Genomic DNA, 14,350 nt, shown 5'->3' with positions numbered 1-14,350 from the left:
AACCCTAGGTAATCGGATCCGTTGTCCGGCGGCGGCCACGCGTGGCGATCAGACGTTCCTGCAGATCGCGCAGCGGTTCACCGGCCGGGCTGGTCAACCGGGCCTGCCAGGTGTCGTCGGGACGCAACCACCACGAGCCGGTGCCCTCGTCGAAACCGAGGTCGAACAGGTCGCCCAGTTCGGTGACGTGGTCCTGCTCCTTCAGTTGGACGAGCACCTCGACCCGGCGGTCCAGGTTGCGGTGCATCAGGTCGGCGGACCCGATCCACACCTCCGGCTCGCCACCGTTCTCGAACCAGAACACCCGGCTGTGCTCGAGGAACCGGCCGAGGATGCTGCGGACCCGGATGTTCTCGGACAACCCGGGGATGCCCGGCCGGATGGTGCAGATGCCGCGGATCCACAGCTCCACCGGTACGCCGGCCTGCGACGCGCGGTACAACGCGTCCGAGAGGGCCTCGTCGACCAGGCTGTTCACCTTGATCCGGACCCGCGCGGGACGACCCGCCAGGTGGTTCTCCACCTCGCGGTCGATCCGCTCGACCAGGCCCCGGCGTACGGACTGGGGGGCGACCAGCAGGCGGCGGTACCCGCTTCGGCGGGCGAAGCCGGACAGGTGGTTGAACAGGTGCGCGATGTCCTCGGTGACCACCTTGTCGCTGGTGAGCAGGCCTAGGTCCTCGTACAGCCGGGCGGTCTTCGGGTGGTAGTTGCCGGTGCCGATGTGGGCATAGCGTCTGAGGCCGTCAGGCTCCTCGCGGACCACCATCGAGAGCTTGCAGTGCGTCTTCAGCCCGATCACGCCGTACACGACGTGGCAGCCGGCGTGCTCGAGCGCGCGGGCCCACTTGATGTTCGCCTGCTCGTCGAAGCGGGCCTGGATCTCGACCAGGACCAGCACCTGCTTGCCCGACTCGGCCGCGTCGATCAGCGCGTCCACGATCGGGGAGTCACCGCTGGTCCGGTAGAGCGTCTGCTTGATCGCGAGCACGTGCGGATCGGCCGCGGCCTGCTCGATGAACCGCTGGACGCTCGTCGAGAACGAGTCGTACGGATGGTGCACCAGTACGTCGCGCTGCTTGAGCGCGTGGAACAGGTCGGCGGGGTTGGCGGTCTCCACCTCGGCCAGGTGCGGGTGGGTCGACGGGACGAACCCGGGGTACTTCAGTTCCGCCCGGTCCAGCGCCGCGATCGCGAACAGCCCGCGCAGGTCCAGCGGACCCGGCAGTTCGAACACCTCTGCCTCGGTGACACCCAGCTCGGACAGCAGCAGCGCCCTGACCTTCGGGTCGATCGACTCCTCCACCTCGAGCCGGACCGGCGGGCCGAACTTGCGCCGCAGCAGCTCCTTCTCGAGCGCCGCGAGCAGGTTCTCCGCGTCGTCCTCCTCGACCTCGAGGTCCTCGTTGCGGGTGACCCGGAAGGCGTGGTGCTGGGTCACCTCCATGCCGGGGAAGAGCTGGCCCAGGTGCGCCGCGATGACGTCCTCGAGCGGCACGAACCGGCCCTCGGCGACCTGGACGAACCGCTGCAGCAGCGGCGGCACCTTCACCCGGGCGAAGTGCTCGCCACCGGTGTCGGGGTTGCGGACCACCACGGCCAGGTTGAGCGACAGGCCGGAGATGTACGGGAACGGGTGTGACGGGTCGACCGCCAGCGGGGTCAGCACCGGGAAGACGCGGTCCTTGAAGAACTGCGTCATCTCCTCGCGCTCGGCGGTGTCCAGCTCGTCCCAGCGGAGGATGTCGATGCCCTCCTCGACGAGCGCCGGCAGCACTTCCTTGCGCCAGGTCTCGGCCTGCCGGTCCATCAGCTCGCGGCTGCGGCTCAGGCTGCGGTCGAGCACCTCCCGGGGCAGCAGCCCACTGGCCGCCCGGACCGCCACGCCGGCCGCGATCCGCCGCTTCAGACCGGCGATCCGGACCATGAAGAACTCGTCCAGGTTGCTGGCGAAGATGGCCAGGAACGTGGCGCGCTCCAGCAGCGGGACCCGCTCGTTCTCGGCGAGCTCGAGCACCCGCTGGTTGAACGCCAGCCAGCTCAGCTCGCGGTCCGAGAACCGGTCCTCGGGGAGATCGCCGGCCTCCGCGATGTCGTACGGGGGCTCGACGTCGTACTCCCGGTTGTGCGACGCCAACAAGTCTCCAGCCACGTTGACCAGCATCCCACCCCCAGGTGAACGGGAGGTAGACCGAACGGCGAGCCGATTGCAGTTGCTAGCGTCACTCCTTGTGAAGCGACGAGTGGACACGCTGCTGCGAGCCGCCCTGGAGACGGTGCGGGGCAGTGCCCTGAAGCCGGTGACGGCCCTGCCCGCCGGCGTCCGGCGCCGCCTGGCCGGAGCCCCGATCCAGATCGACGGCAACGTCCTGGATCCGGATCTGCAACTCCTGCTCCGGCTCGAGGGCTTCTTGCCGGGAGCAAAGAAGCAGTCGGTCGAGACGGCCCGGACGAACCTGGTGACCATGTCCAAGCTGGTCGCCGGCCATCCGCCGGAACTACTACGCGTGACCGAACTCACGGTCCGCGGCTCGGATGGCCAACTCGGGGCTCGTCTCTATGTGCCGCGCTCGGCTCCGACGTCCGGGGGCGGGCTGTTGGTGTTCTTCCACGGCGGCGGCTGGGTGGTCGGCGACCTGGACAGCCACGACGCCTACTGCCGGGACCTTGCGGAAGAGGCGGGGATCCGGGTCCTGTCGGTCGACTATCGCCTCGCTCCGGAGGCCGAGGCGCCCGTCGCGGCTGAGGACGCGATCGCTGCCTTCTCGTGGGCGGTCGAGCACGCCGAGGACCTCGGAGCCGATCCTGCGCTGGTGGGCGTCGGCGGTGACAGTTGCGGCGGCAACCTCTCCGCGATCGTCGCCCAGCAATGCGTACTCCGCGGCCTTCCCGCGCCGGCTCTCCAGGTCCTGATCTACCCGGCCGTCGACCTCGTCGGTCGCCGCCCCAGCCGAGACCTCTTCGCCGAAGGCTTCTTCCTCACCGAGGAAGACATCATCTGGTACCGCGACCACTACACCCCGGACCCAGCCATCCGCTCCGACCCGATGGTCTCCCCGATTTTCACCGAAGACCTGACCGGCCTGGCCCCCGCCTACGTGGTGACCGCAGGCTTCGACCCCCTCCGAGACGAAGGCAACGAGTACGCCGCCCGCCTGGCCGCCGCCGGCGTCGAAGTCACCCACATCTGCGAACCAGGCCTCATCCACGGCTTCGCCAACATCCTCGCCCTCCCCGGCGAAACCCAAGCCGCCCGAACCCGAATAACCACCCACATCCGCAACGCCCTGAACCCCAAGGCCTAGTCAGCGTGGCGGATCGACTAGAATTGGCACGGCTTCGCGAATAAGCAGCGGCGTCGCGGGCCCGGTGATGGGCACAGTCCCGTCGATGTACTGCCACCCAGTTCCAGCAACGTTGAACCGAGCCGCGTAGTTGGTAGTCACAGACACCCTGACCCCACCACGCTTCATGTACTTATGCGTGATCTCCTTCGCCGGATACGGCTTCCCCGGCGAAGTGGTCGTCAACGTCGCCCCATCACCAAAGCTCCACGTATAGCTCATCGGCGTAGCCTCAACCACCACCGGAAACCCCAGCAAGGTGACCGTGGTGGTGGAAACCTTGCTGTCCTCCGTATAAACAATCGTGTCCAGATTCACCAACGTCCGCCCGGCCGGCTGCACTTTGACGTGCAGCCCCGGAAATACGACGTCCTTGGACTCGCCCAGTACCTGCTCCCACGAGACGTCCTGCGGCCGCGGCTGCTGAACCACCGGAGCTGTCGGCCCCGCCGTTGGTTCAACCGCCGGCGTGGCCCACTCCGGCTGACACCGCGTCGGCCCAGGCACAGTTCCATCCGGCTGGAGCCTTCCACACATGCCGATATTGAGTCTCAGTTCCTTGACGTGGCGGAGACGGGCGGCGGCCGGGCGGATTGCAGGAGGCGGAGGCGGAACCGCGACCTTCTTCGACGGCTTGTGTTTGCGACTGCTCGTGAGTCTGGTCTTCTTCTTGGTCGTAGCCTTCGCCTTGACGCCTTCCTTTGTCGGATCGACCCTCACTTTGGGAGGCGGCACAGAGGGCGTTATCCGGGTCGCCAAGCCGTCTGCATCGGTGGCTTCTGCAGCGTTCGGAACGAGTGTCAACGCCGCGCACAAGAGAACTGTTAGTGGTAGCGCAGAGCGCGAAGGGCTCATCGCGATCCGAGTTGGATCTCGTACATGACCCAGTTGCTGTCACTCGGTGAGAGGGCGATCTCCTCGGTATATTCCGCAGCCTTGCTGACGCTCGGTTTGGCAGTGGGTGAACTCTTCGTGGTGTAACTGCCAACCGACACCATCGCGGTGCCACCCACGCGGCCGCCGTCTCCACGACTCAGATCCGAGACTTCTTTCACCTTTTCCTGGTAGTCGCCGCTGATACCGCCGTTCGCAACGTTCACCTTGGCAACGAAATCCGCATACTCCTTGCAGCCTTCACACCCGGCCTCGCTGGCAGCAAGCAACTCAGTCGTCTTGCCGCTTTGCGCTGCGTAGTTCATGAGATCGACATAGTGCCTGTAGAACGCTTCCGCGGCGGCCAAGCTCAAGCCTTCGGCAGCTTGGGGACGTTCAGGGGCTGAGGTGGAGGCAGCCGTCGGAGTGGGGGTGGAGGTGGCTTGAGTGTGAGTCGAGGTGGCTGTACCACCGGGCGTGGTGTTGGGGCGGCCGGCTTCGGGGCTGCCGGACGAGCACGCTGGGAGGAGTAGCAGAGCTGCTCCTGCGCAGGCCAGGGTCATGAACGGCCTGTGGCGGTAAGTCACGAATGTCACCTCTCCGTAGTCGATTCTGATCGTAACCGGCTGGGGGAGCGGCGGAGATGTCAGTTGTTGCAGGTTGTGGACAAGTCGTTGGGCCAGGAGCCGCCCGGTTGGGGGGTAAGAGGCTCGGACGGCTCCTGGCTAGTGGTGGGACGTGGAGTGGGCCGCTTATGACGTGGGGTGACGGGGTGAGTTCTCTGTGACACCGTTCACAGGGCCGCGGTGGGGGCGTATTGGACGTCCAGGGCGGCTGTGGTGAAGCCGAGATTCGTGTAGAGGTTGCGGGCGGAGGTGTTGGTGCCGTCTACGTAGAGGGTGATGGAGGAGAGGCCTCGGTCCTCCTGGAGATGGCGGAGGCCTTCGAGGGTTAGGGCTTTGCCCAGGCCAGTGCCTTGGTGGGTGGGAGCCACGCCAACTACGTAGACCTCGCCGAAGGGGGTGGGGCCTTCGTCTGTGTGGACCTTGGTCCAGTGGAAGCCGGCCAGGGCGCCGGTCGAGTCGACCGCCAGGAAGAACCCTGCAGGGTCGAACCATGGCTGTTCGAAGCGATCCGCCAGGTCTGCTTGGGTCCAGCTGCCCTGTTCGGGGTGGTGGGCGAAGGCGGCTGCGTTCACCGCTAGCCAGGCCTCGTCGTCCTGACCCGGTACGAAGGTGCGCAGGGTGATCCCTTCTGGCCAGACGGCGGCGGGGACCGGGGCCGCAGTACGGCGGAGGAAGTAGAGCTCCCGGGCGACGGAGAGGTCCATGCGGGCGGCTAGTTCGTCTGCTCCGGGGAGTCGGCCGTGGGCCCAGACTCGGAGGCCCGAACCGCCGTGGTCCAGCAGCATTCGCAGCAGCGATGTGCCGTAGCCCTGCCGCCTGTACTCCGGACTGACGACGAGCTCGGCGGATCCGTCGGGGCCGAGCGCGGCGTACCCGGCCAGCGGGGACTCGCCCGGATCTCCGGCGTACGCGAGCACGTGCGCGTCGCCCGAGTGCTCGCCCTCCAGGTGCAGGAGGGTGTGCTCGGAGAGTGGGTTGACGCCGTCGCTCTCAGCAGCGGAGCGAGCGAGTTCGGTCACGGCTGAGGCGGTGGCCTGGGGCAACGGTGAGGGCACGGCTTCGAGAGTCACCTCAATACCGTAAAAGGTCTCTGTCAGTTCACTGTCGAGGCCTTGGTAGGGCGCGCCGGGTCAGGGTAATTTGCCGGGACCGCGCACCAGCGGCGACCGAAACTACAACGGAGTAGACATGGCCTTCACAGGACGAGACAAGACGTGGCTCAGGGGACCGCGGGCCGTTGGCCTGCTGGCCGCCGGCGCCGCCGTGGTACTCGGCTTGGCCACGGGGGGAACCGTGACCCAGGCAGCGCCGGCGAAACCCAAGCCGACGCACACGCAGATCCAGCTGCTCGCGCTGAACGACTTCCACGGCAACCTGGCGCCCAACCCGGCGACCAGTTCCGGCGGCAACGTCAACGGCACGCCGGCCGGCGGCGCGGAGTACCTGGCGACCCACCTGGAGCTCGCGCGGGCCGCGGCCAAGGCGCAAGGGCAGGAGTCCGTCACGGTCGCCGCGGGTGACCTGATCGGTGCGTCACCGCTGCTGTCGGCCGCGTTCCACGACGAGCCGACCATCGAGGCGATGAACGAGATGGGCCTCGACGCGACCTCGGTCGGCAACCACGAGTTCGACGAGGGCTGGCACGAGCTGCTCCGGATGCAGACCGGCGGCTGCCTGGACGACGGCGACGGGCTGAACAACCAGAACTCGTGCCCGGACCCGAAGGCCGAGTTCGAGGGCGCCAAGTTCGACTACCTGTCGGCGAACGTGTTCTTCGAGAACACCCAGCGCACGCTGCTCGACCCGTACACGGTGAAGAAGTTCAAGAACGGCCAGAAGATCGCCTTCATCGGCATGACCCTGGAGGCGACGCCGAACATCGTCACCAAGGCCGGCGTCGAGGGCCTCACCTTCAAGGACGAGGTGGAGACCGCCAACGCGTTGGTGCCGAAGCTCAAGGAGCAGGGCATCCAGTCGATCGTGGTGCTGCTGCACGAGGGTGGTCTGCCGTCCGACCCACGGGCGTTCAACAGCTGCCCGGGCATCTCCGGCCCGATCACCGACATCGCCAAGAACCTCGACCCGGCGATCGACGCGATCATCTCCGGTCACACCCACCAGGCCTACAACTGCTCGATCAACGACCCGGCCGGCAAGCCGCGGCTCGTCACCAGCGCCTCCTCGTTCGGCAAGATCTTCACCGAGGTGCGGCTGAGCATCGACAACGCCACCCACGACGTCGACCGGCTGAACACGCTGGCCAACAACAAGATCGTCACCCAGGACGTGCCGAAGGACCCGGCGCTGACCAAGCTGATCACCAAGTACCAGACCCTTGTCGCGCCGATCGAGTCCAAGGTGATCGGCCACATCACCACGCCGTTGGTGTCGAGGACGCCGGACGACTCGCTGGAGTCCCCGCTGGGCAACCTGATCGCTGACGCGCAGCTGGCCGACCCGTCGACCGTTACGAACGGCAAGACGCCGGTCGTGGCGTTCATGAACCCGGGCGGTATCCGGGCTGACCTCGCCTCCACCAGCGGGGCAGTGACGTTCGGCCAAGCGTTCACCGTCCAGCCGTTCAACAACTTCCTGGTCTCGATGGACATGACCGGTACCCAGATCAAGGCTCTGCTCGAGCAGCAGTTCTCCGGCGCGAACCAGGCCGCGAACAAGGTGCTCCAGATCGCGGGTCTCACCTACACCTGGAACCCGGCCGCCGCGCCGGGCGCCAAGGTCGTGGCCGGCTCGATCCAGATCGCGGGTCAGCCGCTGGTCGACGGTACGACGTACCGGATCGTCACGAACAACTTCCTGTCCGACGGCGGTGACGGCTTCCCGGCCTTCACCACGGCGACCGACAAGTTCTTCGGCGGTCTCGACATCGACGCCTTCGCCAACTACCTGACCGCGCACGACCCGTACACCCCGGTCCCGACGGACCGGATCGACATCGGCTCCTAGGTCCCACCCGTACTCCGTACGGCGTACACGGCTCCGGCCGGTACTGCGATATTCCGCGCCCGGGTCGCTCTCCCTTCGGGGGAGCGGCCCGGGCGTTCGCATGCCCTGACGCAAGCCAAACCGGATGACCGCTGCTGCCGGAGGAGTCGCAGGGCAGGCGCTAGTGGAGGAGGAAGCGGAGGACGACGAAGGTGAGGGCGGCTCCTGTTGCCACGGCTGCCCGGGCTGAGCCGAGACCGCGGCGTACTGCGGTGCCGAAGACCGCAACGGTGAGTGGGAGCAGCATGATCAGCAGCGTGATCCCGGCGGCGCGGACGCCGACGTGGGAGCGGCCGGTCAGGACCAGGCCGAAGATCAGCGCGAAGGTCAGGCCGAGCCAGGTCGTGGTCTGGATGGGTCCGTCGATGCGGTCGCTGCGATGCGAAGCGCGGGCACCACGACGGTGCGAAGTTGGAGCAACGTGCGCCATCGGTCACCTTCCGTGAAAAAGACCGAATACGCACGGTAGCAGCAGGAATACAGTCTGGTCCAAGTCGAACAAGATCGCCGGAACCCGCGAAATCCCTCGCGAAACACAGGCACCACAAGCCTCACGAGGAGAGCAGGTGGACCGCCTTCCGGATGCACCTGATCCACCTCCGCATGTGCGGCACAGCCTCAGACGGCGGCGGCCTTCCTCAGCTCAGGTGCGCGGCGAACCTCAGACGGTGGCGTCGGCGGTTTCGCGTTGGCTGGTGGGTGGGATGACGAAGCGGTAGCCGACGTTGCGGACTGTGCCGATCAGGGATTCGTGCTCTGGGCCCAGCTTGGCGCGGAGGCGGCGGACGTGGACGTCGACTGTGCGGGTGCCGCCGAAGTAGTCGTAGCCCCAGACCTCCTGGAGCAGTTGCTCGCGGGTGAACACCCGGCCCGGGTGCTGCGCGAGGAACTTGAACAGCTCGAACTCCTTGTAGGTGAGGTCGAGGGCGCGGCCGTTCAGCTTGGCCGTGTACGAGGCCTCGTCGATCACCACGTCACCGCTGCGGATCAGGGAGGTGTCGGGGTCCTCGTTGCGGGCGGCGGCGAGGCGGCCGATCACCAGCCGCAGCCGGGCCTCGATCTCGGCCGGGCCGGCGGTGTCGAGCAGGACGTCGTCCGCGCCCCAGTCGGCGTTCACCGCGGTCAGACCGCCCTCGGTGACGACCAGGATCAGCGGTACGTCGATGCCGGTAGTCCGGATCAGCCGCGACGCCCCGCGGACGGTGACCAGGTCGCGCCGGGCGTCCAGCAGTACGGCGTCGGCGTCGGGGGCGTCGACGAGCGCGGCGACTTCGGCGGGCAGGATGCGGATCTGGTGCGGCAGCAGGGCGAGCGACGGCAGGACCTCTGTGGAAGCCTGCAGCGCGTTGGTCAGCAGAAGCAACGTGCTCATGCTGTCTCCTTGTGCTGGTCGTCGGATCCCTGATGGGTGACCCGGTCCTTATGCACGTCAGGCCCCGTCGGCGTCATTGCCGGGGGCCCGAGACACACTGGTAAGCAACAGCAAGCTGACATAATAGCGGAAGACTTAACCGATTAGTGAGGCTGCACCCACATGCCGGAAGTGACCATCAGGTACTTTGCCGCCGCGCGCGCCGCGGCCGGCGAGTCCACCTCGATCGCTGAGGCCGTGTCGATCAAGGACCTCGTCGGCACCGTTTCGGCCGGCCGCCCCGAGCTAGCCCGGGTGCTGGGCATCTGCACTTTCCTCCTCGACGGCGAGCGCGTCGAGGAGGACGCGCCCCTCCGCGAAGGCGCCCTGGTCGACGCTCTCCCACCCTTCGCGGGCGGCTGACCAGCAGTACCCGAACCACCCAGCGGCTCGCGGGTGCGGCAATTCCGTGGCCTTGGGCAACTGGTGGGTCAGTCGGTGGGGCGGCCGCGGAGGCGTTTGGTCTCGCCTCGACGCTTCTTCTCGTCCAGTCGCCGCCGTACCGCGTTCTTGCTTGGTCTGGTCGGGCGCCGTTTCCGGGGCGGCGCCGCGATCGCATCGCGGAGGATGGACGCCAGCCGGGTCCGTGCCGCCTCCCGGTTCCGCCACTGCGATCGCTGCTCGGAGGCCGTCACCGTCAGCACGCCGTCCACCAGCCGCGAGGAGAGCCGCTCGAGCGCCCGCTCCCGCAGTACTTCGTTGAAGGCTGTGGTTCCCGCCACGTCGAAGCTGAGCTCCACCCGGCTGTCGGTCGTGTTCACCGACTGCCCGCCCGGCCCACTGGACCGCGAGAACCGCCACCCCAGCTCCACCTCCGGGATGACCACCCCCGACCGCACCACCAAGCCGCTCTCCATGGTCTCCATTCAATCCGACCGACGACCCGGACGCCGCGCGCGGGCTAGAAGGTGACCGTGGCGGTGCCGGTGATGATGCGGCGGTCGGAGCAGGGGCCGTTGCAGGCCTGGCAGATGGCCAGGGAGTCGCTGTCGTCGAGTTCGCGGGCCTGGATCGACGAGACAGCGCTGCTGACCATCCCGTTCGTCAGTGGAGGCCCGGTGCATCGACCAGCCCGCGACGTTCCAGGCCCAGACCGTGTACGTCGCCTGCGCCGCGGGTGCTGGATTCGGATCAGCCTGTACCGCGTACGTCGGCGGGGCGGCGGGGAGAACGACGAGGACGGCGGCGAGCAGGGACCAGCAGACGACGCACGGTGACTCCCTGGGGCGAGGGAACGAGGTGCTCGGACGTACAACGCGGTACTGCCCGGTCCAAGGATTGAACGACCGTTTGAGCGCATTCCACACCGACGTACTCTGGATTGTCATGAGCCCCGGGATCATCGTGCTGATCGGCGCCGTCGTCATCGGCGTCGCGCTCAGCGTGTTCAAGTCCCGGTTCGACGGACGATTCCGGGGGACTCGCCCGGTGAAGGTGGCCGGGAGGGCCGAAGTGCAGGAGACGGCCGCCCAGGCGACATCCGGCCAGGCAACGCAGGTCGGGGCAGGGCAGATCGGGGCAGCCCACCACAGCGAGGCTCATGACGACGACGTGGAGCGGTTGAGCGCCGGGGACATCGGCGAGGAGCTCGGTGAGCGGGCGACGCTGCTGCAGTTCTCGTCTGCCTTCTGCGCACCGTGCCGCGCCACCCGCAGGACGCTGGCCGAGGTCGAGTCGATGGTCGAGGGCGTCCGCCACGTCGAGCTCGACGCCGAATCTCACCTGGACCTGGTCCGCCGCCTCGACATCCTCCGTACGCCGACCGTGCTGGTGCTCGACGCGACCGGCGCGATCGTCACCCGGGCCAGCGGCCAGCCTCGCAAGCCCGACGTGATCGCCGCCCTCGGTGCCGCGGTCGACCGTCAGCCGCGCTGAGCGGCCGGCTCAAACAACACCGCGCAGACCCGAATAGCGAAGTGGACTGTCTCTAAGTGATGCTTTGGCCATGAGCTTCCCGGCTGGTTGGTACGACGATCCGCAGGACTCCGCCCAGCAGAGATACTGGGACGGCGGCTTCTGGACGGACTACCGCCGCCCGCGCGAGGGCCCGCCGCCGTACCCGCCGCCGGGCCGCGCCGCCTTCGGCCAGCAAGCGCAGCAAGGTCAGTACGGTCAGCAAGGACAGCAGGGGCAACAGCAAGGCCAGCAGACCTACGGGCAGCAGGGCTATGCCCAGCCCGGCCAGCAGGGTTACGGCCAACAGGACCAGCAGGGATACGGGCAGCAGGGTTACGGCCAGGGGCTCGGGCAGCCGGGGATGGGGCGGCAGGGCTACGGTCCGCAGCAGCCGTACGGCCAGCAGGGCTTCGGCTACGCGCCGACCGTGAAGTCGACCCCGGACGGACAGCCGCTGGCCGGCTGGTGGAAGCGCGTCCTGGCTCGGTTCCTGGACGGCCTGATCCTGTTCTTCGGCACGCTGCCGCTGACCGGCTACTTCTTCTATCAGTACTTCCAGGTCGCGGTGGACTACCAGGAGGACATCTTCGACCAGGCCGCGGCCGGCGAGACCCGGTTCGGCACGGGTCTGCCGTGGGAGGCCTACCAATGGCTGCTTCCGGCGATGGTGATCAGCCTGGTGATCAGCTTCTTCTACGAGTACTTCTTCGTCACCCGCAGCGGTGCGACGCCGGGCAAGAAGGCGGTCGGGATCAGCATCCGGCTGCGCGACGTCCCCGGTCCGCCGCCGGGTGAGGCCGTGGTGAAGCGATTCAGCCTCTACAACGGGCTCAGCCTGCTGGGCATCATCCCGCTGGTCGGCACCCTGTTCAGCTTCCTCGCCCTGATCAACGACCTCTGGCCGCTGTGGGACGACAAGAAGCAGGCCTTGCACGACAAGGTTGCCGGCACCAACGTCGTCGTAGGCCCGCAACAGGCCCGCCGCTAGCCCGCCGGCACACCTGACCGCAACAGCCCCGCCGCCAGCCCGCCGGCAGCTGACCGCGGCGGCCCGTAGTACCGGCTCGGCCTCCGGTGTCCGGGATATGATCAGTTGTCTCAATAGTTGGGACAAAAGCTGGCCGGGCCGGACCGCTTCCGTAGTCTCTTGGACGTGGAGTACACGACCTTGCTGACCAAGCGCCGCGCGGTGGACAACTGCCGCATGCGCTCGTCCCTGTGTCGTACCCACTGACCAGGCGGCGTCCCGAGCGCTCCGGAACCGGAAGCTGAGCACGGTTCCCAGTACGTCGCCTCCCGCAGCCTTCGGGCGGGCCGCTCGATCCACCTCCTTCCGGGAGTGGTCATGTCCAGTCAGGCGGCAGTGCAACCCCAGGTCGACCCCCGCGGTCTGCGCTTCGCCGCGGCCGTCACGACGGTGGTCCTCGCACTGACCCTCGTGCTGAACAGCCCGTGGCCGCTGGCGATCCAGGCCGTCGTCTTCGCGATCTCGGTCGCGTTCGGCGTCCAGGCGTCGCCGTACGGGCAGTTCTTCAAGCGGGTGATCCGGCCCCGGCTCGGTCCGCCGCAGGAACTCGAGGACGCCGCGCCGCCACGGTTCGCCCAGCTCGTCGGGCTGGTCTTCGCCGTGCTCGGCCTGATCGGCTACCTGGCCGGCGTCGAGGTGCTCGGCGTGGTCGCCACCGGATTCGCCCTGGTCGCCGCGTTCGTGAATGCCGCGGTCGGGCTCTGCCTCGGTTGCGAGGCCTATCTGCTGATCCACCGCATTCGTACGCCAAACACCGCTACTACCACCTGAGGAGCAGCATCCATGAGCAGGGAATCCGCTCTCGTCTCGGCCGACTGGGTCGAGGAGCACAAGAATGACGCCAACGTCGTCCTGATCGAGGTCGACGAGGACGTCTCGGCGTACGACGCCGGCCACATCGCCGGTGCGATCAAGCTGGACTGGAAGGACGACCTCCAGGACCAGGTCCGCCGCGACTTCGTCAACAAGGCACAGTTCGAGGCGCTGCTGTCCGAGCGCGGGGTGTCGAGCGACGACACCGTCGTGCTCTACGGCGGCAACAACAACTGGTTCGCGGCCTACGCGTACTGGTACTTCAAGCTCTACGGCCACAGTGATGTCCGCCTGCTCGACGGCGGCCGCAAGCGCTGGGAGCTGGACAGCCGCGAGCTGACCGACGAGGTCGTCAAGCGCGAGGCCACGCAGTACCAGGCCAAGGAGCAGGACAAGAGCATCCGCGCCTTCCGCGACGAGGTCGAGGAGGCCATCGGCGTGAAGAACCTGGTCGACGTGCGCAGCCCCGACGAGTACGCCGGCCGGCTGCTCGCCCCGGCCCACCTCCCGCAGGAGCAGGCGCAGCGCGCGGGCCACATCCCGACCGCGGCCAGCATCCCGTGGAGCAAGGCGGCCAACGACGACGGCACCTTCCGCTCCGACGACGAGCTGAAGACCCTGTACGCCGACGCCGGCGTGGACTTCGGCAAGGACACCATCGCGTACTGCCGGATCGGCGAGCGCTCGGCGCACAGCTGGTTCGTGCTGCACGAGATCCTGGGCCAGCCGAACGTCAAGAACTACGACGGCTCCTGGACCGAGTGGGGCTCGCTGGTCGGCGTACCGGTCGCCCTCGGCGACGAGCCCGGGAAGGCCTGACCATGTGCGGAGCGAAGAAGGGCGGCCTTGACCTCAAGGGCGTCGACATCGACAAGGAAGCCGTGATCCAGGGCCAGGTACTGCGCGGCGAGGAGCCGGTCGGCGGCGCCTACGTGCGGCTGCTGGACTCCACTGGTGAGTTCACGGCCGAGGTGCCGACCTCGGCGACCGGTCACTTCCGGTTCTTCGCGGCGCCGGGGAGCTGGACGCTGCGCACCCTCGCCCCGAAGGCGGAGCCGGTGGACCGGCAGGTGGTGGCGCAGTACGGCGAGGTGGCCGAGGTCGCCGTCGCCGTCTGATCGACCGGCTGGAATACCCCGAAGGGCCCGGAGCTTGCGCGTCGGGCCCTTCGGCTTTGTCTCACCCCTGTGTCGATTTCCTTTACGGCGCAGGGGTTTGCTTGTTCCGTCAGCCAATCGGGGTGGCCTGAATCTCACGGCGGCGAGTTACGCGCAAGACCGCGTTTCTCACGGCATGGGCCATTATGTAACGGTTTGATCTCGGAGCGGCACCTACTCGTTACCTAGCGCAACCGGCT

16 protein-coding genes are annotated in these 14,350 nt (G+C 67.7%); 8 read left to right on the top strand and 8 right to left on the bottom strand.

The window, feature by feature from the left end; genetic code table 11:
- Positions 1 to 4: 4 nt before the first annotated feature.
- Positions 5 to 2,164 carry an RNA degradosome polyphosphate kinase gene (locus tag EV648_RS17295; RefSeq protein WP_132291966.1) on the bottom strand — a complete coding sequence of 720 codons (2,160 nt, stop codon included), beginning with the start codon at positions 2,162 to 2,164 and terminating at the stop codon, positions 5 to 7.
- A gap of 67 nt (positions 2,165 to 2,231) precedes the next feature.
- Between EV648_RS17295 and EV648_RS17290 the strand changes: the two genes are divergently transcribed.
- Positions 2,232 to 3,305, top strand: coding sequence for an alpha/beta hydrolase (locus EV648_RS17290; protein ID WP_241995276.1), 1,074 nt, complete (start codon positions 2,232 to 2,234; stop codon positions 3,303 to 3,305).
- On the opposite strand, the gene EV648_RS17285 is transcribed toward EV648_RS17290, so the two are convergent.
- The 3 genes from EV648_RS17285 to mshD all read right to left on the bottom strand — a co-directional run bounded on the left by EV648_RS17285 (position 3,306) and on the right by mshD (position 5,913).
- On the bottom strand, positions 3,306 to 4,148 hold the full coding sequence (locus EV648_RS17285; RefSeq protein WP_132291963.1) for a PKD domain-containing protein: 843 nt from the start codon (positions 4,146 to 4,148) through the stop codon (positions 3,306 to 3,308). It lies immediately after the preceding gene.
- 47 nt (positions 4,149 to 4,195) lie between these two features.
- Entirely contained in the window at positions 4,196 to 4,780 is a 585-nt protein-coding gene (locus EV648_RS17280) for a DUF6318 family protein (protein WP_255512850.1), read from the bottom strand.
- A 230-nt stretch (positions 4,781 to 5,010) separates the two neighbouring features.
- A complete protein-coding gene (gene mshD / locus EV648_RS17275; RefSeq protein ID WP_132291957.1) occupies positions 5,011 to 5,913 on the bottom strand; it encodes a mycothiol synthase in 903 nt (300 codons plus the stop codon).
- A gap of 118 nt (positions 5,914 to 6,031) precedes the next feature.
- On the opposite strand from mshD, the gene EV648_RS17270 reads away from it, so the two are divergent.
- Positions 6,032 to 7,807: a bifunctional UDP-sugar hydrolase/5'-nucleotidase gene (locus EV648_RS17270; RefSeq protein ID WP_132291954.1), complete on the top strand. Its 1,776-nt coding sequence runs from the start codon at positions 6,032 to 6,034 to the stop codon at positions 7,805 to 7,807.
- A gap of 160 nt (positions 7,808 to 7,967) precedes the next feature.
- On the opposite strand, the gene EV648_RS17265 is transcribed toward EV648_RS17270, so the two are convergent.
- Positions 7,968 to 8,276 carry a hypothetical protein gene (locus EV648_RS17265; RefSeq protein WP_132291951.1) on the bottom strand — a complete coding sequence of 103 codons (309 nt, stop codon included), beginning with the start codon at positions 8,274 to 8,276 and terminating at the stop codon, positions 7,968 to 7,970.
- Between the two features lie 231 nt (positions 8,277 to 8,507).
- On the bottom strand, positions 8,508 to 9,218 hold the full coding sequence (locus EV648_RS17260; protein ID WP_132291948.1) for a response regulator transcription factor: 711 nt from the start codon (positions 9,216 to 9,218) through the stop codon (positions 8,508 to 8,510).
- A gap of 162 nt (positions 9,219 to 9,380) precedes the next feature.
- Between EV648_RS17260 and EV648_RS17255 the strand changes: the two genes are divergently transcribed.
- On the top strand, positions 9,381 to 9,620 hold the full coding sequence (locus EV648_RS17255) for a MoaD/ThiS family protein (RefSeq protein WP_132291945.1): 240 nt from the start codon (positions 9,381 to 9,383) through the stop codon (positions 9,618 to 9,620).
- A gap of 68 nt (positions 9,621 to 9,688) precedes the next feature.
- On the opposite strand, the gene arfB is transcribed toward EV648_RS17255, so the two are convergent.
- Both arfB and EV648_RS44755 read right to left on the bottom strand, forming a co-directional pair.
- Complete coding sequence (gene arfB, locus EV648_RS17250; protein WP_132189100.1) at positions 9,689 to 10,114, bottom strand: alternative ribosome rescue aminoacyl-tRNA hydrolase ArfB; 426 nt, start codon at positions 10,112 to 10,114, stop codon at positions 9,689 to 9,691.
- 44 nt (positions 10,115 to 10,158) lie between these two features.
- On the bottom strand, positions 10,159 to 10,293 hold the full coding sequence (locus EV648_RS44755) for a hypothetical protein (RefSeq protein ID WP_255512847.1): 135 nt from the start codon (positions 10,291 to 10,293) through the stop codon (positions 10,159 to 10,161).
- A 290-nt stretch (positions 10,294 to 10,583) separates the two neighbouring features.
- On the opposite strand from EV648_RS44755, the gene EV648_RS17245 reads away from it, so the two are divergent.
- From EV648_RS17245 to EV648_RS17225, 5 genes are all read left to right on the top strand, one after another.
- The gene (locus EV648_RS17245) at positions 10,584 to 11,132 is read left to right on the top strand and encodes a thioredoxin family protein (RefSeq protein ID WP_199234667.1); all 549 of its coding nucleotides are present in this window, start codon (positions 10,584 to 10,586) and stop codon (positions 11,130 to 11,132) included.
- Positions 11,133 to 11,202: 70 nt separating this feature from the next.
- Positions 11,203 to 12,141: an RDD family protein gene (locus EV648_RS17240; protein ID WP_132291942.1), complete on the top strand. Its 939-nt coding sequence runs from the start codon at positions 11,203 to 11,205 to the stop codon at positions 12,139 to 12,141.
- A 357-nt stretch (positions 12,142 to 12,498) separates the two neighbouring features.
- The gene (locus EV648_RS17235; protein ID WP_132189098.1) at positions 12,499 to 12,951 is read left to right on the top strand and encodes a DUF4395 domain-containing protein; all 453 of its coding nucleotides are present in this window, start codon (positions 12,499 to 12,501) and stop codon (positions 12,949 to 12,951) included.
- Positions 12,952 to 12,963: 12 nt separating this feature from the next.
- The gene (locus EV648_RS17230; RefSeq protein WP_132291939.1) at positions 12,964 to 13,812 is read left to right on the top strand and encodes a sulfurtransferase; all 849 of its coding nucleotides are present in this window, start codon (positions 12,964 to 12,966) and stop codon (positions 13,810 to 13,812) included.
- Positions 13,813 to 13,814: 2 nt separating this feature from the next.
- Positions 13,815 to 14,111 (top strand): DUF1416 domain-containing protein, encoded by a 297-nt coding sequence (locus EV648_RS17225; RefSeq protein ID WP_132189096.1) that lies wholly within the window; start codon positions 13,815 to 13,817, stop codon positions 14,109 to 14,111.
- Positions 14,112 to 14,350: the final 239 nt, after the last annotated feature.

It is taken from the genome of Kribbella sp. VKM Ac-2568 (assembly GCF_004345365.1).
Taxonomy (GTDB): domain Bacteria; phylum Actinomycetota; class Actinomycetes; order Propionibacteriales; family Kribbellaceae; genus Kribbella; species Kribbella orskensis.
The sequence above is the reverse complement of the archived record's forward strand: the minus strand, read 5'-3'. Positions and strand labels throughout refer to the sequence as shown.